The following is a 21,378-nucleotide window of genomic DNA, read 5'->3' as shown; positions in this document are numbered from 1 at the left end:
GTAGTTGGCAAGAAACATCAGGAGGATTAATACAGTGAAGAAACTGACAATCGTTGCGCTCTGCATTTTGCTTTTCGCAGGTCTCGCGGTTGCGCAAACTTATACATCGGGCACTGGTATCGTCGGGGTGGATAAACTCGGCGCGCACCAGAACGGCGGTCGCGGTTGCGTTGGCTGCCATGCCCCCCACAGCGGTGCTCGTGGCAATGGCGGAAACGCTGCTGCAACAGGCGGTGCCGTAACCGACCCCAACACCGGTGACCTCGCTCTCTGGGGTGAGGACCTCGGTCCCCTTTACACCAAGACCTTTAACTTTGGCGCAGAGGGTGCTTATGACATCACGTTGCCTGGGAGCATGTTGACGACCGATCCGGAGCAGGAAGCCGTGATCACCGGCGTCATGATGTGCCTGAGTTGCCACGACGGCAACATCGCAAAAGGCGCGATGATGACCAACCAGTCGTACGAGCAGTCAACGGGATTACTGCCTGCCACCTATGGCAGCCTGCCGATTCCGACGCTGCTTGGCGCCGACGGAACCGCAGCCGGCAACTACAACAACGACCACCCAATCGGCCCGAAGGCAACCCTCGGCGCAGTAGGAGTGGCGAGCCACCTCACGCTCTTTGCGGCATCCACCGGAACCTGCAGCAGCCACGGCACGAATGTTGACTGCCTGCAGCCGAAGGATGGCGATACAGCGTTCCTGGCTTTCTATGCCCACTACGGTGCGTTCAACATCACGCAGTCGACCACGAAGTACCCATCGGGCGGCCGCACCACCGGGGTTGTGATCCCGACCGGCGCAGCGGATGCCACGACTGCCTATCTCGTTTGCACCACCTGCCACACTCCGCACTCGATGTATCCGTTCAGCGGAACGGCAGCGGGCGTAAAGGGTACGTATCCGACTTACTTCTTCATTACGGCTCCGTATAACCCGGGTGCTCCGGTCACGAATCCGACCACGGCTTCGTCCGCCACCCAGTTCTGCCGCCAGTGCCATTTCACCGGCGCGGGTGGTTCGAACGAAGGGTCCGGAATCATGACGGTGACCACGCAGTTCTAGTTGGTCTCGGCTTGGGGGAGGAGAGGTTCCCTCCCCCAAGGATTTTGACACGACTTTCAGTCAGTTAAGAGGAACGATGTACAAACACTGCGCACTTACCCTATTAATCCTGAACTCGTTGTTTGCCTCGGCACAGGTTGCTTCGCACGCCCCCACAAACCTCAAGCCAAATGCTTCTGCTGCTCCCATGGCCGAGATGACCTTGAGCGCTGCCGGGAAACCAGTCGTAAGCGTCAACGGCACATTGCTGACGGATCGTGACCTGGTCCGCGAAATGTTCGCGATGTTCCCATACGCGCAACAGCACAATGGAAAGATTCCAAAGAACCTGGAGCCCGAGATTCGGCAGGGCGCACTGCAGATGATCGTTTTCGAAGAGTTGCTCTACCAGGAAGCGAAGGGGCGCAAGATGGTTATTCCTGCGGAGCGTCTTAGAAAAGCGGAGCGAGAATTCCGAAAGACGTTCGCAGACGAATCGGCCTACAAAGCATTTTTGAAAGAAGAAGCGCACGGTTCGGTGGCGGAATTGCGCGAGAAGATTCGCCGCTCGTTCCTGATCGACGCAATCATGAAAGCGGAGATCACCAACAAGGCAAAGGTGACCCCGGTACAGGTCAAGGCCTACTACGACAAGAATCCGCTTCTTTTTCAGCGAGCCGAGACCATTCACTTTCAGAGCATCTCGATCCTTCCGCCCAACGAAAGCCCGGCGACGCTGAAAGAAGCGCGAAAGAGAGCGGATGAAGCAGTAAAGCAGGCGAAATTGGCCAAGACCTACCGGGATTTCGGATTACTGGCCGAAAAGATTTCCGAGGACGACTACCGGGTCAACATGGGCGATCACAAGAAAGTTCCGGCAAGCCAACTGCCTCCACCGGTCGTAAAGGTCGTGGCGGCCATGAAACCCGGAGACGTCAGCGACCTCATCCAGCTTGGAAACGCATTCACGATCGTCAGGCTGGAAGAACACATTCCATCGGGAACGGTTCCGTTCGCGGAGGTGAAAGACAAGCTGAAAGCGAGCATGGAGAACGAAAAGCTCGAACAACTTCGATCAGCGTTAGGCAAGAAACTACGAAGCAAGGCGAAGATCCAGATCTTGTAGCGGGAAATCCTCATGAGTCGACGTCGAAAATCGCAACTGGCTAGCCTGGCTCTTCTGCTGGTACTCGTGATCGTTCCGGGCGTGCCTGCTTTTGCGCAACTTGAAGTTGGAGAAAACACGAAGATCAATCTTTCGGGAAATGTCGGATTCGGCTACGCGGGTGTTTCAGGGGGCGATATAGGGTCGAGTCATTCCACGAGTTTTGCGGGAACGGGTACCCTCACCGGGTACTACTATCACCCGAACTTTCTTTCCTTCACGTTGATGCCGTACTACAACCGCGCGCAGACCAATAGCGACATGCAGTCGATTGCGAATGCCTCCGGGTTTTCGAGTTCTGCGAGTTTTTTCACTGGTAGCCATTTCCCGGGTACGGTCTTCTATTCCAAGGACATCAGCAGCAACGGGAACTATGGCTTGCCGGGTTTTGGCTCGCTCAGCAGTGATGGTTCGTCGCAGGGATATGGGATCACCTGGAGCGCTCTGTTTTCAGACTTGCCAACACTGACCGCCAGTTATTCTTCGCGTTCGAACCAGCAGTCCATCATTGGAGCACCCGGCGAATCGAAATCCCTGAACCGGGATTTCGATCTCAATTCTTCCTACACCCGCTGGGGCTTCCTGATGGGCGCTTACTTCGCGCACCTGAATACGACCGCCAGTTTCCCCGATTTTCTAGGCGGCGCCAGTTACGACAAGGTCGGAACCAATACCTACGGCGTGACCGCGACTCGCAACATACCGCTGTCGGGGTCTTTCTGGTCATCGTTTACCCACACGAATTACACCGACGGTATGCACAGGTCCGGAACGACAAGCAGCAATACCGCGTCCGTCGGTGGATCCATCACGCCGTGGAGCAGGTTCACCTTTTCGAGTGATCTCCGATACAACGGCAACCTTCTCGAATATGTGGCACGCGATGTTGTTAACCCCGATAATGGCGCTCCCATTGTCATGCACTCACAGGATGCGAAGTCGCTTGTGTCCACCAACATGGGGTACTTCAGAGTAACCAACCAGATTTCATTGGTCGGGAACCTCACACACCGTGAACAGTGGTACGACAACCGGCAGTACGCGGATACGCAGTATGGGGGGACAGTCAACCTGCGATACGCTCGTCCGCTATTCGGAACATTGCGATTCAGCTTCAGCCTGGTCGATACAGCCAACAAAGAAGGCAACAGCAGTCTTGGATTTGTGGGCAACGTAGGCATGACCCGCAAGTTCGGTCATTGGGACACAGCCGCCGATTTCTCCTACTCGCAAAATGTGCAAACGCTGGTTGCGATGTACTCGACGAGCAATTACAGCTATGGCGGGTATGTCCGCCGCAAACTCTCACCGGACAGCTACTGGAATGCTTCGGCCCGTATCTCTCACAGTGCGCTAACGCAGCGCGAAGGCGAAGGCAACAGATCCGAAACGTTCTCTAGCGGCATCGGCTGGCACCGGTACAGCGTGTCGGGAGCGTACTCGCAGGCACATGGCACCGCGGTTCTGACGTACTCCGGAGACCTTGTTCCAACCCCGATCGGTGGAGTGTTTACCAACGATATCGTCACGGTCGACGGGCGCAGCTATACGATCAGCGGGAGCGCATACCCCGTGTCGAGAATGACTCTGACCGGGTACTACTCCAAGGTGAAGAGCAACACGTCGTCACTGCTGAACCTTGTAAATTCGATGAACAACGGCGACCGTTATGCCGCCCGGATAGAGTACCGGGTTCGAAAAATGTCGCTGATCGGAAACTACAACCGAACAACACAGGTGATTACCGCTGCGAACCCCAACGGAGTCACAGTCAATTCGTATTCATTCACGGTCTCGCGATGGTTCAACGTATTTTGATTGGCTTACTGAATTCGAAGACTCGAAACGCAGCGCTGGCCGTTGTGCTAGTCGTGCTTGCGCAGGCGCCCTGTTTAGCGGGCCGTCGTGAAAAGCCCAAGGCCGCGCCGCGCCCGCCCGATCTGTTGCTGGAGGGCGGCCGGAAACTGAGTTTTCAGAGCACCTTCAGTTCGGAGCGCGACGTCCGCTCCAAGCCTGGTTTCTGGACCAAACTGGTGGATGTGATTGCCGGTGAACCGGATTTCAAGAGGATGCTGAGGCCATACAGCATAGCAGTCGATTCGCGGGGACGCATGATCGTCACGGACCCGGGCATCGGAGGAGTTCACCTGCTGGATCCCGCACAGCACAAGTACAAACTGCTCGAGCGCAAGGGAAAGGGCAAGGACAGCATGCTCGAGCCGCAGTGCGTAGCTGTCGATGGCAAAGACAACATTTACGTCACCGACTCCAAGGCCGGCAAGATTTTCGTCTTCGATGCCAACGGGAAGTATCGGCGAGTGCTAGGCAGCATTAAGGGCGAGGGATTCTTCAAGCGTCCCACCGGAATCGCGGTAGATAACGAAACTGAGCAGATTTACGTCACCGATACGCTCCGGGATCGCGTATTCGTGATGGACCCGACCGGGCAGGTCTTGCGGACGATCGGGAAGCGCGGCCCCGGCAATGGCGAATTCAATTTTCCAACCGAGGTGTTGATCCGGAACGGAATGATCGCAGTCGTGGACGCGATGAACTTCCGTGTGCAGATTTTCGATCGCAGTGGCAATTTCCAAAGCGCGATCGGATCGATAGGCGATTCAGAAGGGACGATCTTTCGTCCCAAGGGCATAGCAATCGATTCAGAAGATCACATTTACCTGGTCGAAGGACTCAGGGGTAATGTTCAGGTTTTTGATCGGCAGGGTGTGCTGCTTTATGACTTCGGTGGCAAGGGCACGCAGTTGGGGCGGTTCCAACTGCCCGCCGGCTTGTTTATTGACGGCAGCGACCGAGTCTATGTGGTGGATTCGTATAACCGCCGAATCCAGGTGTTCCAGTACTCTGGACCCCGGACAAGGGCGGAGGGAGCGCGGAAGTGAAGGGCATTGTCTTCGCCTTGATTTTGGGCATGGCTTCGTTCGCATATTCGCAATCGAGTGATGTCCTTGGTGCACATGACCTCTCGAACGGTTCGTCGCAATTGCGAGGGAATTTGTCGGCGGCATGTCTTTATTGCCATGCGCCGCATTCGGGTGTCAGCAAGGGGCCTCTGTGGAGTCAACAACTCTCAACTGAAGTGTATCCGCAGCTGTACCAAAGCGACACAATGCAGAACACGCAAGTCCAGCCTGCGGTCGGAGCGGACAGTTCTCTTTGCCTCAGCTGCCATGATGGAACCGTTGCACCCGGACAGACAGTACCGTACGGAAGCATCCAGATGTCGAAAACAATGTCGACTGGTTTGGTTCCGAATCTTGCCGCCTCACATCCGTTCAGCCTGAAACTCCCCCTGAAGGATGCCGCCAACCTCGTTCCGAGCCTGGCTTCTTCGGGAATGACCGCCGACGCGACACAGACAGTGAAGCTCATCAAGGGCAATCTCGAATGCGGCAGTTGCCATGAACCTCACAATCAGCGAATCGATAAGCGTTCCACGAATTTCCTCGTGAAGGACAATAGCAACGGAAGCCTCTGCCTTGCCTGTCACACGGTGAACGCGAGGACGGTCAATACGATCAACAATCCGCTGGCGCAGTGGACAAATAACGCGCACGCGAGAAGCAATGCTGTGGTGAATTCGTCTGCCGGCTGGGGCGGATACAACACAGTTGCGGAATTTGCCTGTATCGCGTGCCACGTTCCGCACAACGCCGGTGCGGAAAAGGGTCTTCTGCGGACCAGTACGACACTGCTTCCTAACCTTGATCCGGTAAGCCAAAACTGTGCAACGTGCCACGGTGGTGGAACCGTGTTGTTACAGCCGCTCCTGAATGTCGTCGACGTGATGGGCACAAAGGGCCATCCGTATGCTACTGACACAAATCCGCACACTGGGGGAGAGTCCGTCGTACCGGATCAGAATCGTCACGCGAGTTGCGCTGATTGTCACAACGGACACGCTGCGCAGCCTACAACAACTTTCAATGTGCCTCCGGGTGTGAGGCCCTCGCAAAATGGAGTGTCCGGTGTCGCTGCCGACGGGACTCTTCTTCCGGGGTCTGCGGCAAACCAATACGAAATCTGCCTCCGCTGTCACGGTTACAGCACCGGCAAGCAGATACTTTCATCGGTCTATGGCTACCTTCCACTCCGGGGTGCCACCGGAGCGGATCAACTCAATTTGATCTACCAGTTCGGTACTACGGCGCTTTCGAAACATCCCGTTATGACGGATGCCAAATTGGCTAACCAGCCAAGCCTCCGCACAGGGATTCTGTCCATCGGCGGCAGTACACAAGCCAGGGTGATGGGGTCGCGCTTGTTCTGCAGCGACTGTCACAACAGTGACAATAACCGGGAATTTGGCGGGAACGGACCGAACGGGCCTCACGGGTCGACCTATGACCATATTCTCGAGCGTCCTTACCTGATCAGCCAGGTCGCACCCAGCGCGGCGCCTGGCACGGACATTATCAATCTCGTTACGAACCTGCAACCCGGTGATGCTCGCCTGCAACCTGGAAGTAATGGTCCATTCGAACTTTGCGCAAAATGCCACAACCTCAACAGCATCATGAGCGATCAATCTTTCGCTCATCACTCGAACCACCTGCAGGATGGATTTTCCTGTTCGGTTTGTCACTCCGCGCACGGAGTGCCGTCCGGCAACGCGAACTTCACGGGCGAGAGATTGATAAATTTCGATATGACTGTGGTGGGACCTTTCAAGGGTACGGTTTCTTACGTCAGGGGATCCTGCACGTTGACTTGCCACGGCAGGGATCACGACCACTTGAAGTGAAAACGTTCGAATCATCTGTCGTAGCGCAGAGGTGACTTGCAGGGTGAGCTTGGATTCGGCAAGTTGAAGGTACCCTTGGAGAAGCTCGCAGTCCTCCGCATAGCGAGGACTTTAGCCCTGAGCGAAAAGGGGCCTGCCCGCGCTAGTCTGTTTCAACGATTTCATCACAGGATGGAAACCCATTCCCGCTCTGTCTCAGTGGGCGGAAGTTGAATCTGGCAGCTTTTCCTTGGCGATAAGGCCCCTGGCCTTGCCCTTCATCTCGAGAATCGCGGCGGTAGGATTGGAGATGGGAGCATCGGTGGCGAGGCGGGCCTCGGCTTCCTGGCGCTGCGAGGGAGTCATGATCTGGGCGACCTCGGCGGCCGATCGGCGTCCGGGCTCGAGACCGCCGCGGAAGGCCGAGGTGAACCAGACGTAGGCGGATACATAATCGAGAGGGACGCCGAGGCCATTGGCGTACATCTGGCCGACGCGGTATTGCGCCATGGCATAGCCGAGTGTGGCGGATTTGAGATACCAGTGGGAGGCGAGGTGATAGTCGCGGGGCACGCCGAGGCCTTTGTCGTATAGCTGCCCGATTTGAGCCATGGCTATGGCGTCACCCGCGGCGGCGGACTGGTGGAACCATTGCATGGCGGTGGCGTAGTCCTGCGTTACACCCAATCCCTGTTCGTACATGACGCCGAGGCCGTCGGCGGCTGTGGGCGAGCCCTGCTGCGCGGCCGCGCGATACCACTTGAGAGCCTCGGGGTAGTCGCGACGCACGCCGAGGCCATAGTGATACATAGCGCCGAGATTGTTTTGAGCGGCGACATAGCCGAGTTCGGCACCGATGCGGAACCATCGCACGGCCGCCTTGTAATCCTGTGAGACGCCGTAGCCCTGGAGATACATGTAGGCGAGATTGGCGGCTGCGCGCGCATCGTGCTGTTCTGCGGCGATACGGAACCACTTCACTGCTTGCTTGTCGTCGCGAGGCACGCCCTCGCCACGGTGATACATGGAGCCGATGCGATTCTGCACCCAAGTCAGGCCGTGGCCGGCGGCGAGACGCAGCCACTTCAGACCTTCGCCGTCATTGTGCGGGAGTCTTAGGCCGTCGGAGTAAGCAACCCCTAAAACGCACTGCGCGTCGATGTCGTCCGCAGCCGCTCTTTGTGCGAGCGAGGGCACGTCTTGCGGGCTTAGATTGCGCAAAAGCTGATCGATGCTTTGTTCGGAAACGGCGGCAGGCTCGACGGGAGAAAGCGGCTTAGCTTGCGATGAAACGGCCAAGAGAAGAGAAATAAAGCCGAGAACGAGGCCGCGGTGCAACGCCATGCGCGAATCCATCTAACCGGCGAGGGTACGGCGATCGGGCTGCGTGTACTACGACGACCGGGAGTATTAGAACCTAACGAGCCTAGATTACGCCGCGCCGTGGAGAAATCCGTGAGAAGGCTCACGGGTGGTGGTGATTGGGGTCATAAAGGTGTTGGTCAGTCAAAGAGCGGTGAACGTGGGCCCACCACTATGCCCGGCGGTGATCAGCCTTCGAGGATGGTGCGAACGGTTGAAAGATGTTCGCGCGTGGTGAGGACGGAAGCGATGTCTCCTTGGCGAAGAACGGTACCGCCTTCGGGAGCCACGAACTGATTGGAGCGTCCCACAAGGACAACGAGCGTACGGGCAGGGAGGCCGAGATCCATGATGCGTTTGCCGTCGGCTGGGGCTCCCGCGCGAATCGTTAGCTCGACGAGTTCTTTGTCGGTGAACTCGGTTGGATTGAATTGGATGGGGAAGGATGGTCTCGTGAGGAGGGTTGAGCCGACATGAAGGAAGCGAGCGGCGAGCGGCAGCGTGGTTCCCTGGATGAGCAGCGAGGTGAGTGCGACAAAAAAGACGACGTTGAAAATGGTTCCGGCCTCCCGCATTCCAGCGAGCAGAGGGAATGTGGCGAGGACGACGGGGACGGCGCCGCGAAGTCCGGCCCAGGAGATGAAGAGTCTTTCGCGCCACGAAAAGCGTCGAGTGGGAAGGGCGGCGAAGACGCTGACGGGGCGTGCGACGAACATTAAAAAGCTCGCGATGAGCAGGCCGGGGGCGGCTACGGAAGGAAGCCGAGATGGGAATACTTGCAGGCCAAGGACGAGGAACATCGTTATCTGCATGAGCCAGGAGATGCCATCGTTGAAGACGCGGACACTGTTGCGATGGATGAGATTGTTGTTCCCGATGATTAGACCGGCGACGTAGACGGAGAGAAAGCCGCTGCCACTGAGTGAGGCCGGGATGGAATATGAGAGCAGGGCGATAGTCACAGAGAGGACGGGATACAAGCCTTCGGATTCAAGTCGGATGCGATTGATGATTTTTGCGCCGACATGACCAAGTGCAAATCCGCCCGCCAGTCCGATGACGATTTGTCGCACCAGAAGCGATGCGACTTGCCACGTGCTCGCGGTTTCGTAAGTGACGAGGTGGAGCAGAACAATGGTGAGCAGAACGGCCATAGGGTCGTTGCTACCTGATTCAAACTCGATGACCTCCTGAAGACCGGAGCGAAGAGATAAGTTCCTGGAACGAAGCAAGGAGATGACCGCGGCTGCGTCGGTGGAAGAGATGATGGCGCCGACGAGGAGGCCGTGGAGCGGTGGGAGTTGCCAGACCCATGCCATGAAGAGACCTACCAGCGCGGTGCTGATGAGAACTCCTATAGTGGCGAGACTGATGGCGGGAGCGATTACCGGCCGAACGACTTTGAGGCGAGTGTCGAAGCCGGCAGCGAAAAGGATGAGTGCAAGAGCGGTGACGCCTACGAACTGGGTGACCCAGGGAAAGTCAAAGTAAATGCCGCCGGGACCGTCGGAGCCCGCGAGCATTCCGATTCCGACGAACAGCAAAAGAGAGGGCACGCCAAGACGTGCCGAGGCTTTGCTCGCCAGGATACTGACAACGAACAAAGAAGCGGCAATGAGGAGAACGGTCTCGACGCTTGGCACGGTGCTCCAGCGAGGTTGCCGGCCCGAGAAGAGGATAGTCCGCCCGGGCCGGGTGGTTGCGATCGACTATTTCGGTTCGGGTTGTCCGGGTTGCTGCTTATGGGTCTTGGTGTTTCGCCGAGAGTTGATTTCGGCATAGACCAGGCCCGCGACAGCTGCAAGCGTAAGCACGAGCACCACGATACTGCTGGGTTCCATAAATCACCTCGAATTTTGTGCGTGTGAATGCGGGGACGCAAAGGTCCCGATTGTTTTCGCTTCAACTACACGGAGGGAGGTGAAGGCGGGGCGCGACACCGAGCAACGCGTGCCGCGAGATAAGACTTCCTGAACGTGTTTAGCTCGCGATAACTTCTTGCAGTGGGAAGTCCACCTGAATAGCAGCAGGTCGGAAACGCAGCAATGAGGCGCTTGAGAGTAGTACCCAGGGCGGTGACGCCGCGATGTACGGTTGCGGCAGGGAGGATTGCGGTGTCGAATGAAATTACGACCGCAGGGTGCGGCGGTGTAATGGAAGAAGTATGCCCTCCAGCAGGGGCAATCCCCGCCAGAAGGAAGGTCAGGCAGAGGAGGGAGACTGCAGGCCATTGTTGCTGGAAACGAGCCACCGATGAATTTTAGCAGTGATGCTGGGTGGGCGTTCTCAGTCGGGCAATCTTTCAGTTGCGAGCAGACCTTTGGCCTGACCTTTCAATGCAAAAACCCGGCTGGTCTGGCGGATGAGCTGGGTTTCCGAGGCGAGGCGAGGCGAGTTTCCGCAGCCTGTCGCTGGCTGGGGGTCATGATGCGCGACAAATCCTGGGCAGATCCTTTGGCCTTTGCATATCCGCCACTCGAAGCCAGCATGAACCAGAAGTAAGCAGCAGCGTAATCGAGGGGAACTCCGAGTCCGGCAGCGTACATTTCACCCAAGCGAAATTGCGAGGAGGCGTAGCCCTGCATGGCGGACTTGAGGTACCAGTCGGCGGCAACGCGACGGTCACGGGGAACGCCTTTGCCTTCGTCATACATGATCGCCAATTGCTCCTGGCCGACGGGGTCGCCTTGCGCAGCGGATAGCAGGAACCAGCGGACAGCTTCGGCGTAATTCTTGCTCACGCCCAATCCGGAAGCGTAGAGAGCACCGACATTGTCGGCGGCTGCCGGGAGGCCGTTTTCCGCGGCGGCTACATACCAGTGCATGGCTTGCGCATAGTCACGATGAACGCCGAGCCCAAATTGATAGAGGGCTCCAAGATTGTTCTGGGCACTGGCGTAGCCCTGATCAGCAGCGACGCGGAACCATTTCGCCGCCAGTTTGAAGTCCTGCGACGCTCCGTAGCCATTGAAGTACATGTAAGCAAGATTGGTTGCAGCGTGCGGTTCCAGTTGCTCGGCGGCGGTGCGAAACCATTTCACCGCTTCTTTATCATCTGGTGTCGTCCCCTCCCCCAGGCGGTACATGAGGCCGATGCGGTTCTGCACCCATGTAATGCCGTGATCCGCGGCGCGGAGGAGCCATCGGAGTCCCTCGCGGTCGTCGTGCGGGAGCTTCAATCCGTCGGCGTAGGCCACTCCAAGGATGCACTGAGCCTGGACGTCATCGTGAGCGGCTTTTTCGGTCAGTAAGGCAACATCTTCCAAATTGAGCGTTCGAATCTGGGCGTCAACGATTGCCTCGGTGACGGCGGTTAATGGCGCGGTTGGCGGAGGTAATAGCTGCTGAGATTGGGAACCGGCTTTTCCGAGGAGGCAGCCAACACAGAGCAGTAAGCAGCAAGCAGGAGGTAACTGCATCGTATTGCATCCGTCCAACCGGCGACGATGCATGGGGATTCGCATGCGGCGGCGATCGGGAATAGCACTTTATGTGCCGACAGAAGAGAGAATTCCGTGAGAAGGCTCACGGGTGGGGGTGATTGAGGTCATAAGAGGCTCGGTAACAGAACAGGAATGGCCGGGAGTCATGCGAGTGAATTGAGGATTGAGAACCGCAACGACGAATGACGAAATGACTGGTGGTGAAAAAGGTCTACCGCGGAAGGAAAGGCACATGGACGGTCTTGATGCCCATGAGTTCGCGGAGGGAGTTGCCGGGAAAGGGCGACGGGACGAGCGTCAGGCAGAGCATGAAGATGGCGAAGAGGGCGAGTGCGCGGCGTCCGGCGGAGAGGCCGGGATGCGAGGGTACGTTGGGGTGGCGGAGTCCGGTGACGCCGAGGATGGCCGCCCACAAGAGCCATCCCAGCCATCCGAAGAATGAGAGTGGGATAAGGGCGACGATCGTGAGCATGGACACCCACTTGTGGGCACGGGGGAAAGCGGCGTAGATGATGTGTCCGCCGTCGAGTTGACCGCCGGGGAGCAGGTTGAGAGCGGTGGCGAACATTCCGACCCAGGCGGCAATCGCGATTGGATGAGGATTGAGCGAACTGAGCGGATGAGTAAATGCCGCGGCCGCGTGCGGGAGTGCGAGGCGTCCGAGATGGAAAATCGCGGGATATCCCAGCGCGATGTCGTCGCCTACCAGGTGCACGCCGGGGCGTGAGAGCAGGAGTCCGGCGAACATTGCAGGAACGGCGAAGATAAATCCGGCTATGGGGCCGGCGATGCCGATATCGAAGAGTGCTTCGCGGGTGGGAATGTAGGACTTGATACGGATAAAAGCGCCGAGCGTTCCGATGAGCGTCGGTGCGGGAATGAAGAACGGCAGGGTCGCGGAGACGTGGTATCGGCGGGCGCAGATGTAGTGTCCCATCTCGTGCGCGAAAAGAATGAGCATCAGGGTCAGGGAGAATGGTATGCCGCGCAGAATCGCGTGAGGGTCGCGCACCAGCCATTCGAAGGGAAAGAGCGGAAGATAGGTGTCGCCTGGACGGAGTACGGGAACGTTGTGGTCGAAATTGGCCTGAAGTTGGGCGCCGACTATGGTGGTGGTCAGCAGCGTGAGCAGGAGCAGTAAGAGGTGGAGCCAATAGCGCGGACGCGAGGGTTGGACGACGTAGACGGGGTATTGTCGAAACTCATGGATTTCCGGCGGTGAGACTGGGATACCAGATTCAGACATCGAGAACAGGAACCACTTTCTTATAAGCCATTAGCAATTAGCCATTAGCAAAAGCCTTCGCTAATGCTTCTCGCTTTAGATGTCGGCGGGGGAAGTGTGGAACTTCGAGTCCGCCGCGGCTGATGAACCCACATCTGCTGACTGCGGGAGATGTGGGGCACCGGTATCTTCCTTGTTAGTCGATGGAGTGCAACTCCTTGCCGGGCTTGAAGCGGACGGCCTTGCCCGGTGGAATGTTGACTTCGGCGCCGGTACGCGGATTGCGGCCGATGCCGGTCTTGCGCGGACGGACGTTGAAGACGCCGAAACCGCGAAGCTCGATGCGATCGCCCTTCGCAAGTGCCTGTTTCATCGTCTCGAAGACGATTTCCACCGCGCGCTCGGCCTTCGTCTTGGTGACGCCGGTCCGGCTCACGACTTCGTTGATAATATCGAGCTTGATCACGCAGCCGCTCCCATCGACTAGGATGTGTCCCGGACGGGTGGCCGTCCTAAGACATTGCAAAATAAGACTATAAGGCGAATCGTAGAAAACGCAAGCGCCCATTGTCAATTTTGCTATTGGCCCCCTAATATGAATGGACCTGCTCAAACTCACCTTCGGGGATGAATTCCCTTTCTGGACCAGGTGGACTTTCGACGGCACGGCTGAAGCCGTGCCCCTTCAAAGCAGGGCGTTCCAAGACCCACAACTGCTAAAAACGGCAGATGTGGGGCACCGATAAGGGAGAGCAATGGCAATCAAGAGCGACCGTTGGATTCGGAAGATGGCACTCGAGCACGACATGATCAACCCGTTCTGCGAGAAGCAGGTGCGGCAGGGGGTGGTGTCTTACGGGCTGTCGTCGTATGGGTACGACTTGCGCGTGGCCGACGAGTTCAAAATCTTCACCAACGTGATGTCCGCCATCGTCGATCCCAAGAAGTTCGACGAAAAGTCGTTCGTTACCATCCAGGCCGAAGTGTGCATCGTGCCGCCGAACTCGTTTGCGCTGGCGCGGTCGGTGGAATACTTCAAGATTCCGAGGGATGTATTGACGATCTGCGTGGGTAAATCCACGTATGCGCGGTGCGGGATCATTGTGAACGTGACGCCGTTCGAGCCGGAGTGGGAAGGTTTCGTGACGCTAGAGATTTCAAACACGACGCCGCTGCCGGCGAAGATTTACGCCAACGAGGGGCTTTGCCAAATCCTGTTCTTCCAGGGCGACGAGCCCTGCGAAACCAGCTACGCGGATAAGAAAGGGAAGTACCAGGCACAGCACGGAATCGTTTTGCCCAAGCTGTGAGATGAAAACCCAAGTTCTGCAGGTCCGGCGCGACGCCGGAAAAGGCGATCGCACGTTGTGGCAGGCCGCGCTGATCATACGGCTCGGCGGACTCGTCGCCTTCCCCACTGAGACTGTCTACGGGCTGGGCGCAAATGCCCTGGATCGCGCCGCCATCCTCAGAATCTTTGAAGCAAAGAAACGTCCAACGTGGGACCCGATCATTGTCCACGCGTCGAACCTCGGCATGCTGCGCAACCTGGTGCGAGTGTGGCCGGAGAAGGCCGAGGCACTTGCGCAGAAGTTTATGCCGGGGCCGCTGACTTTGCTTCTACCCAAGCGGGATGTCATTCCTTCGGTGTGCACGGCTGGCCGCGACAAGGTGGGCGTGCGGATTCCGTCGCATCCGGTCGCGCGCGCGCTGATTGATGCGGCGCAGACGCCGATTGCAGCGCCGAGCGCGAACCTGTTCGGGGGAACGAGCCCTACGACAGCGGCGCACGTACTGGATGACCTGGATGGGCGAATCGATGCCGTGCTCGATGCGGGTCCGGCGGATGTTGGGGTGGAGTCGACGGTGATAGATCCCACGCAAGATTACCCCGCGATCTACAGGCCGGGTGGGGTGACGCGCGAGCAAATCGAAGAAGTGATTGGGCCAGTGCACATGGTCGAGCATTCGATTGGCGAGGAAGAGCCGACCAGTTTGGAATCGCCGGGGTTGGGAATCAGGCATTACGCGCCGAAATCCAAGCTGGTGCTGGTGGAGAGCGAAGACGAACTTTCGGATGTTGCAATGAGGGTGTTACAGCACGGGCAGAAAATAGGGCTGATGCTGCCGTCGGACTGGTTACACGGAATGCAGTCGGAGGCGGTGGTGTTCGACTGGGGGAAGTGGAATGATCTCGACACCCTGGCACAAAGACTGTACGCGGGCCTGCGATGGCTCGATGAACAGGGAGTGGAGATCACAATTTGTCCAATGCCCTCCGCAGAAGGGTTGGGAGTGGCGATACAGGATCGATTGAAGAAGGCGGCGGGGTGAACTGAACGGAAAAACGAATGGAACCACGAAGGTCACAAAGCAACGCGAAGGCAGTAAGCAACTGAGAACCGCGGGAGCTTTCCACCGTGTTTCGGCGTCCACGGCGTGTCAGCACTGCCACGTTCTCATGATCACGTTGGTCGCGTAAATCCAAGAAAATCAACACAGTTGCGTTGGCACGTTCCGTGCACTTCTGCGGGTGCGCCCCAAGGAGGTGCCATATGAAGTCAGCCAACAACAACTTGCAAAAGATCGGCAAGACCTGCGCTGTGATCCTGTTCGGCGCGCTATTGGCGGCGACGGTCGCCTGCAACGATGGACCGAAGACGGCGAAGGCGTCGTCAAAACGGAGTGCGGAAAGTGCTCAACCGATCTCACAATCGCTTGCGCCAGCGGCTCCGAAAATAGAGGCAGTGGCAGCGGCTGCGGTAGATAAGAAGGTTTCGGTCGAGCGGCCGAGGTCGGAGTTGCTCACCTTCAAGAGCCGCGACTATGGCGTTTCGTTCCAGTACCCGTGGCAGTATGCGTACTTGAATGCGAAGACGGTTGCCACGGGCGATGACTCGCTCAAACCGAAGGCGGATGGAAGTGATGCGCAGTTCACGCTCGCGCGGGTTGAGATTCCCAAGGGCTACTACCCGGACACGAATTTCGACAGTGCGTACTTCATGCTGAGCCTGAACCAGGATCTCGGTGAAGATGAGTGCTATGCGACGCTTGGGCAGGACAAAGACAAACTGCAGACGGCGAGCATCAACGGCGTCGATTTCCGCTGGGTTGAGTCGAATAGCGGCGGCCGCGGCAGCGCGGCGAAGGTACGCAACTACGTGGCATTTACGAGTGGCAACTGTTATGAACTCGAAACCGGATTGAAGACGCTGAACGACAAGGGCCTCGCGCGCGAAGTGAATCCGGAACAGGTGATGTCGCGCTTAAACAGCATTCTGAATACGGTGACGATCGCCCCGGATGGGACGAAAGTGGCGGCGGCGGAAAGCGCCAGCAAGGAGAATTAACCACAAAGGACACGAAGGCACATGAAGCAACGCGACATACGTGACCAGTGGATTGTAAATCGTGGATCGAAAAAGCAACTGCGGGGCGCGATCGACGGGGTCGCGCCCTTGAATTTTGGTACTATTCGTAGCCGCCATGAAGTCCCTCCGATACGTCGCAGTCCTTGTTTGCAGCCTTTTCCTTCTTCCATCTGCCAACGCACAGACACAAGTAGATGAAAATTCGTCGAAGCCGATCGTGCTGCATGCGGCGCGATTGCTCGAGGTCGAGAGCGGGCGAGTCGTCAGTCCCGGCGAGGTGCTGGTTCGGGGCGACAAGATTGTCGAAGCCGGGACGAGCGTCACGCATCCTGCTGGCGCGCAGACAATCGATCTCGGCGACATGACGCTGATGCCGGGGATGATCGATGCGCATGTGCATCTGTTCCTGCATCCCGGAGCGGAAGACATGCAGACAGTGGTGGAGTCGGTGCCGGAAAGGACCATCCTGGCGACGCTGGCGGCGAAGGCCGACCTGATGGCGGGGTTCACGGCTGAGCGCGATATGGGGACGGAGGGCGCGGGCCCGGCTTCTACCGCCGTACGCAACGCCATTAATGAAGGGCTGATTCCCGGACCACGACTGCGGGTCTGTGCAAACGCGATCAGCATCCTGGGCGGGCATGAAGACGCGATTCATTTCAACCCGGCCTTGCATGTGCCGGGAAATGCGACGTATGCGAATGACGCTGAACAACTGATGGAAGTGATTCGCAAGCAAGTGAAGGAAGGCGCCGACTTCATCAAGGTCTACCAGACCGGCCACGATCGCATCGTGAACGGGCGGCTGGTGACGCCTTATCAGTACACCGAAGCACAGTTGGCGGCAGCGGTGGCTGAGGCGGCGCGAACAGGGAAACGGGTTGGGGTGCATGCGATGGGGGATCCGGGAGCGCTGTATGCGGTCGAGGCCGGGGTGGAGTCGATCGATCACGGATATCAGCTCAGCGACGAAACAATGCGGCTGATGAAGGAGAAGGGGATTCCGGCCGTGCCGACGTTCGCGATCGGCGAGTATTTTGCTGAGCACGCGGCAAATCCACAGGCGGCGCAGTTTGAGCGGCAATTGCAGGAATTGCATGAAAGGGAATTCAGGAAGCAACTGGCGGCCGGAGTTCCGATGGCGGTGGGATCGGACGTGGGACCGTTTCCGCATGGGACACAGGCACGCGAGTTGGAGTTGATGGTCCGGTACGGGATGAATCCGGTGGCGGTGTTGCAGGCAGACCTGCTGAATGGCGCGAAGCTGTTGGGATGGCAGGGAAAGTTAGGAGAGTTGAAGCCCGGATATTTCGCTGATGTGATCGCCGTGCCAGGCGATCCGACGAAGGACATCAGCGGGGTTGCGCATGTGGCTTTCGTGATGAAGGGCGGAGTGGTGTACCGGAAATAGCACTGACGTTGGCGCTGGTGTTATCGTAAGGGTTACACCAGCGAGCATCAATCCATCCATGCCGAATCCAAACAATCCTGAACTCAACGACACCCCTGAAGCCACCTCGAACGAAAGCACCGAGTCTTTCAAAGATCTACTTGCCGAATACGAACAGGCTCACGCCCGCAAGAAGAAAGAAGACGGCGGGCAGCAGCTTGAGGGTACGGTGATTTCCGTGTCGGCGGACTGCGTTTATGTCGATATTGGCCGGAAGTCGGAAGGCGTGATCCCGCTGACCGTTTTCGAAGCCGCGGGGCAGACGGTGAAGCCGGGAGACAAGTTCCCGGTGTCGGTTACGGGGCGCAACGAAGAGGGCTATTACGAGCTGTCGCGGACGAAAGTTGCGACGCCGACGGATTGGCCGGCGCTGGAGAAGGCTTTCGCGGAGAAGGCGACGATCGTCGGGACGGTAACCGGCGTGGTGAAAGGCGGAGTGAGCGTCGATGTGGGGGTGAGGGCGTTCATGCCGGCGTCGCGGAGCGCGACTCGGGATGCGGCGGAGTTGGCGGGATTGGTCGATCAGCAGATCCGCTGCCGGATTATCAAGCTGGATGTCGCGGATGAAGATGTCGTGGTGGATCGGCGCGCGCTGGTGGAGGAAGAAGAGCGTGCGGCGCACGAGCGGCGCTTCGGCGAGTTGCGCGAGGGCGCGGTGGTGACCGGGACGGTGCGGAGCCTGATGGACTACGGGGCGTTCGTCGATCTCGGCGGAGTGGATGCGCTGCTGCACGTGAGCGACATTGGATGGGGCCGGGTGAATAAGCCTACAGACGTGCTGACCGTCGGCCAGCAGGTTGAAGCGAAGATCCTGAAGATTTCAACCGAGGGCGACAAGCGGCGGATTTCGATTGGGATGAAGCAGCTGCAGGTTGACCCGTGGACGGCGGTTGCGGGGACGTACAAGATCGGCGAGAAGGTGCGCGGGACGGTGACGCGTGTGATGGAGTTCGGCGCGTTCGTCGAACTGGAGCCGGGCGTCGAGGGATTGATTCACATCTCGGAGATGTCGTGGGGCCGGAAGGTTCGCAGGGCGAGCGACATGGTGAAACCGGGCGACACGGTGGAAGTGGTCATCCTTGGCGTGAACCTGGAAGAGAAGAGAATCTCGCTGGGGCTGAAGCAGGCGCTGGGCGACCCGTGGGAGGACGCGGCGCAGAAATTTCCGATCGGTTCGGTCGTGCAGGGGCCGGTAACGAACCTGACGAAGTTCGGAGCATTCGTGCAACTGCGTGAGGGCGTGGAAGGCATGATTCACGTCAGCGACATCAGCGCCGAAAAGAGAATCAATCATCCCCAGGATGTGCTCAAGGTCAGCGAGATGGTGAAGGCGCAGGTGCTGGCGTTCGACCGTGAGAAGCGGCAGATCAAACTGGGGATCAAGCAACTGGCTCCGACGGACCTGGATGAGTACATCGCAGAGCACAAGCAAGGGGATGTTGTGACGGGTCGCGTTGTGGACCTTGCGGGCGAGCGGGCACAGGTGGAACTTGGAGAAGGGATTCAGGCCGGCTGCAAGGTTTCAGCGCAGGGCGAGGCCGCTGCTGCGGCCGAATCCACGGTGGGTAAGGCCGATCTTTCGTCACTCAGTTCGATGCTGCAGTCGAAGTGGAAGGGAGCAGCGAGCGGGCCTGCGAAGCCGGAGCCGCTGAGGGCCGGGCAGATTCGCAGTTTTCGGATCACTAAGCTGGACCGCGAGGCGAAGAAGGTAGAAGTTGAGTTGTTGTAGTGTGCAAAAGAGCGCTAATCAGTTCATTCCAGACAAGTGTGGAGACCGGACGTTTCTTGCCCGCAACTCAAACCCGTCACCGACGCATTCGATCGAACGGGTGATCTAATTCATTTCTCAGCAGCGATTGATGTGCTTGGGACCGCCTGGTACTCAGACCAAGGCAAAATCCGCCAGGGTAAGACATCCCAGGCGTATTCCACCTCCAAATCCAACCCCGCGGCTACGATATTCGGTGCGCCAATAGGGATTGGTTACTTCAGTCACCTTGATGGAAAGTTCCGGGCGAAGAATGATGGAGCCTTCCAGCTAGATCGGACTTCTATTTTCATGCAGAGCTGCGCGGATTTCCGTCTCGGACGATTCGAGCTTCTTCTGGAGCTGGGCCGAGGTCTGAACAGCACGGCTTATCTTGCGCAAGACCCGGAGCTTGAGCGACGAGTCGTGATCAAGCTGCTAGGGAAGGGCACACTTAACCAGGAAGAACTGGTGGCGCGGGTGCGCTCGGTGAGCGAGTTGGCGCACGTTGGGATCGCGAGAATTTTCGACCTAGGGTACACGGAGCCCGCTGGCGATCCCTACCTGGTGATGGAATACGTGGAGGGTGAGACGCTGGAGGCAGTGCTGGCGAAGGGTAAGCTCCCGGAGTCAGAAGCGCTGGCGCTCACGGTGGAGCTGCTGGACGCGCTCTCTTATGCGCATGAGAGGCGTATGTGTCATCACAACCTGAAGCCCTCGAACCTCATACTCACAAGAGATGGACACTTAAAAATCACAGACTTCGGCGATATCCGGCGTAGCGGGGTGACAACATTCATGGCGCCGGAACGACTGAAGAGCAGTGGCGACGAGCGGAGCGATTTGTTCTCGGTGGGCGTGATCCTCTATCTCATGCTGAGTGGATTCCGGCCGTTCCAGGGGAATACGGATGCCACGATAGGATTCAAGCTGGTGCATCAGCATCCGGTCCCGGTGGCGGTTATGGATATGAAGCTGACGCCGGAGCTGGACCTTGTGGTCGGGCGTCTGATGGCGAAGATTCCCGATGAGCGTTACCAGACTGCCGAGGAAGCGCGGCGCGACATCGTTGCGATTCAAAAGGCTAAGAATTTAGGAGTGGCGGCGCCGTGCGCAGACGAGCCAGTGGATGCACATCTGGCATTGATGGAGAGCCTGGGGTTTCCCGGGACCGGACGTGCATCCGATAGGAAGAAGCCGGAGATAACGAAGAGTGCAAGATTTTGGCGCCTTGGCGCATCGCTCGTCGGGGCCTGCATTGCCATCGCGAGCTTGGCGGTGTTCAAGCCGCTGATTCGGGCGACACCGCCTGCTCCGGCGGTTTCGGTGCATTTAGAGGTGCCGGTGCTGGCAAGTGAGAAGCACGAGAGCGTCGCACAGCGAAAAACCGAGCCGAAGACGGATGAACCACATCTGGTTGCGGTGAGTGGGATGGCGAAAGCCCAAGAAAGCAGGGGCGCAATCCCTCCAACTAAAGGTGAGCTGGTTGCGGTGCCGATCGAATTACGGCAACCATTTCGCGAATGCCTGATGTCGATCTGGGTGGATAAGAAGTTGACGTATAAGAATCGGATTCGCGGTGAAAAGAAGGCACGTTTCCTGCACCTAGGGACGACGCCGGCCGAGTACCTGACAATGGTCCAGATGCCGGTTGGGGACCATTCGGTGCGGGTTGAGGTTTCGAGTGTCGACGAGAAGTACGAGGCGAGCGGAAGCGTGGCGGCGAATTTTTCCAAGACGAACGATCAGAAGTTGCGGATTACGGCGGAGAAGGACCACACGCAGTTGCAACTGCAACTGAATTAGCGCCTCTCAAATTTCAAGGC

General features: G+C 58.0%; 17 protein-coding genes. 11 read left to right on the top strand and 6 right to left on the bottom strand.

Annotation, left to right across the window (positions count from 1 at the left end; translation table 11 throughout):
- Positions 1-34: 34 nt before the first annotated feature.
- The 5 genes from ROO76_04710 to ROO76_04690 all read left to right on the top strand — a co-directional run bounded on the left by ROO76_04710 (position 35) and on the right by ROO76_04690 (position 6,975).
- Positions 35-1,069 (top strand): hypothetical protein, encoded by a 1,035-nt coding sequence (locus ROO76_04710; GenBank protein MDT8067448.1) that lies wholly within the window; start codon positions 35-37, stop codon positions 1,067-1,069.
- Between the two features lie 76 nt (positions 1,070-1,145).
- Complete coding sequence (locus ROO76_04705; protein ID MDT8067447.1) at positions 1,146-2,174, top strand: peptidyl-prolyl cis-trans isomerase; 1,029 nt, start codon at positions 1,146-1,148, stop codon at positions 2,172-2,174.
- Positions 2,175-2,186: 12 nt separating this feature from the next.
- Positions 2,187-4,031 (top strand): hypothetical protein, encoded by a 1,845-nt coding sequence (locus ROO76_04700; protein MDT8067446.1) that lies wholly within the window; start codon positions 2,187-2,189, stop codon positions 4,029-4,031.
- Positions 4,013-5,113, top strand: coding sequence for a 6-bladed beta-propeller (locus ROO76_04695; GenBank protein MDT8067445.1), 1,101 nt, complete (start codon positions 4,013-4,015; stop codon positions 5,111-5,113). The genes ROO76_04700 and ROO76_04695 overlap by 19 nt, the downstream gene beginning before the upstream one ends.
- A gap of 338 nt (positions 5,114-5,451) precedes the next feature.
- A complete protein-coding gene (locus ROO76_04690) occupies positions 5,452-6,975 on the top strand; it encodes a cytochrome c3 family protein (GenBank protein ID MDT8067444.1) in 1,524 nt (507 codons plus the stop codon).
- A gap of 195 nt (positions 6,976-7,170) precedes the next feature.
- On the opposite strand, the gene ROO76_04685 is transcribed toward ROO76_04690, so the two are convergent.
- The 6 genes from ROO76_04685 to ROO76_04660 form a co-directional block, all read right to left on the bottom strand.
- A complete protein-coding gene (locus tag ROO76_04685) occupies positions 7,171-8,298 on the bottom strand; it encodes a tetratricopeptide repeat protein (GenBank protein ID MDT8067443.1) in 1,128 nt (375 codons plus the stop codon).
- A 206-nt stretch (positions 8,299-8,504) separates the two neighbouring features.
- Positions 8,505-9,959 carry a potassium/proton antiporter gene (locus ROO76_04680; GenBank protein MDT8067442.1) on the bottom strand — a complete coding sequence of 485 codons (1,455 nt, stop codon included), beginning with the start codon at positions 9,957-9,959 and terminating at the stop codon, positions 8,505-8,507.
- Between the two features lie 66 nt (positions 9,960-10,025).
- Positions 10,026-10,157, bottom strand: coding sequence for a hypothetical protein (locus tag ROO76_04675; GenBank protein ID MDT8067441.1), 132 nt, complete (start codon positions 10,155-10,157; stop codon positions 10,026-10,028).
- A gap of 492 nt (positions 10,158-10,649) precedes the next feature.
- Entirely contained in the window at positions 10,650-11,735 is a 1,086-nt protein-coding gene (locus ROO76_04670) for a tetratricopeptide repeat protein (GenBank protein ID MDT8067440.1), read from the bottom strand.
- Between the two features lie 235 nt (positions 11,736-11,970).
- Complete coding sequence (locus tag ROO76_04665; GenBank protein MDT8067439.1) at positions 11,971-13,005, bottom strand: site-2 protease family protein; 1,035 nt, start codon at positions 13,003-13,005, stop codon at positions 11,971-11,973.
- A gap of 175 nt (positions 13,006-13,180) precedes the next feature.
- The gene (locus tag ROO76_04660) at positions 13,181-13,450 is read right to left on the bottom strand and encodes an HU family DNA-binding protein (protein MDT8067438.1); all 270 of its coding nucleotides are present in this window, start codon (positions 13,448-13,450) and stop codon (positions 13,181-13,183) included.
- A 289-nt stretch (positions 13,451-13,739) separates the two neighbouring features.
- Here ROO76_04660 and dcd point away from each other — a divergent pair, with 289 nt between their 5' ends.
- The 6 genes from dcd to ROO76_04630 all read left to right on the top strand — a co-directional run bounded on the left by dcd (position 13,740) and on the right by ROO76_04630 (position 21,358).
- The gene (dcd, locus tag ROO76_04655; protein MDT8067437.1) at positions 13,740-14,294 is read left to right on the top strand and encodes a dCTP deaminase; all 555 of its coding nucleotides are present in this window, start codon (positions 13,740-13,742) and stop codon (positions 14,292-14,294) included.
- Between the two features lies 1 nt (position 14,295).
- On the top strand, positions 14,296-15,318 hold the full coding sequence (locus tag ROO76_04650) for an L-threonylcarbamoyladenylate synthase (GenBank protein MDT8067436.1): 1,023 nt from the start codon (positions 14,296-14,298) through the stop codon (positions 15,316-15,318).
- A gap of 221 nt (positions 15,319-15,539) precedes the next feature.
- A complete protein-coding gene (locus ROO76_04645; protein ID MDT8067435.1) occupies positions 15,540-16,334 on the top strand; it encodes a hypothetical protein in 795 nt (264 codons plus the stop codon).
- Between the two features lie 136 nt (positions 16,335-16,470).
- On the top strand, positions 16,471-17,766 hold the full coding sequence (locus tag ROO76_04640) for an amidohydrolase family protein (protein ID MDT8067434.1): 1,296 nt from the start codon (positions 16,471-16,473) through the stop codon (positions 17,764-17,766).
- 58 nt (positions 17,767-17,824) lie between these two features.
- Positions 17,825-19,534, top strand: a complete 1,710-nt coding sequence (locus tag ROO76_04635) for a 30S ribosomal protein S1 (protein MDT8067433.1) — start codon at positions 17,825-17,827, stop codon at positions 19,532-19,534.
- 330 nt (positions 19,535-19,864) lie between these two features.
- On the top strand, positions 19,865-21,358 hold the full coding sequence (locus ROO76_04630) for a serine/threonine-protein kinase (GenBank protein MDT8067432.1): 1,494 nt from the start codon (positions 19,865-19,867) through the stop codon (positions 21,356-21,358).
- The last annotated feature ends 20 nt before the right edge of the window (positions 21,359-21,378 follow it).

The organism is Terriglobia bacterium (assembly GCA_032252755.1).
GTDB lineage: Bacteria > Acidobacteriota > Terriglobia > Terriglobales > Acidobacteriaceae > JAVUPY01.
This window is presented reverse-complemented; position numbering and strand designations above follow the sequence as displayed.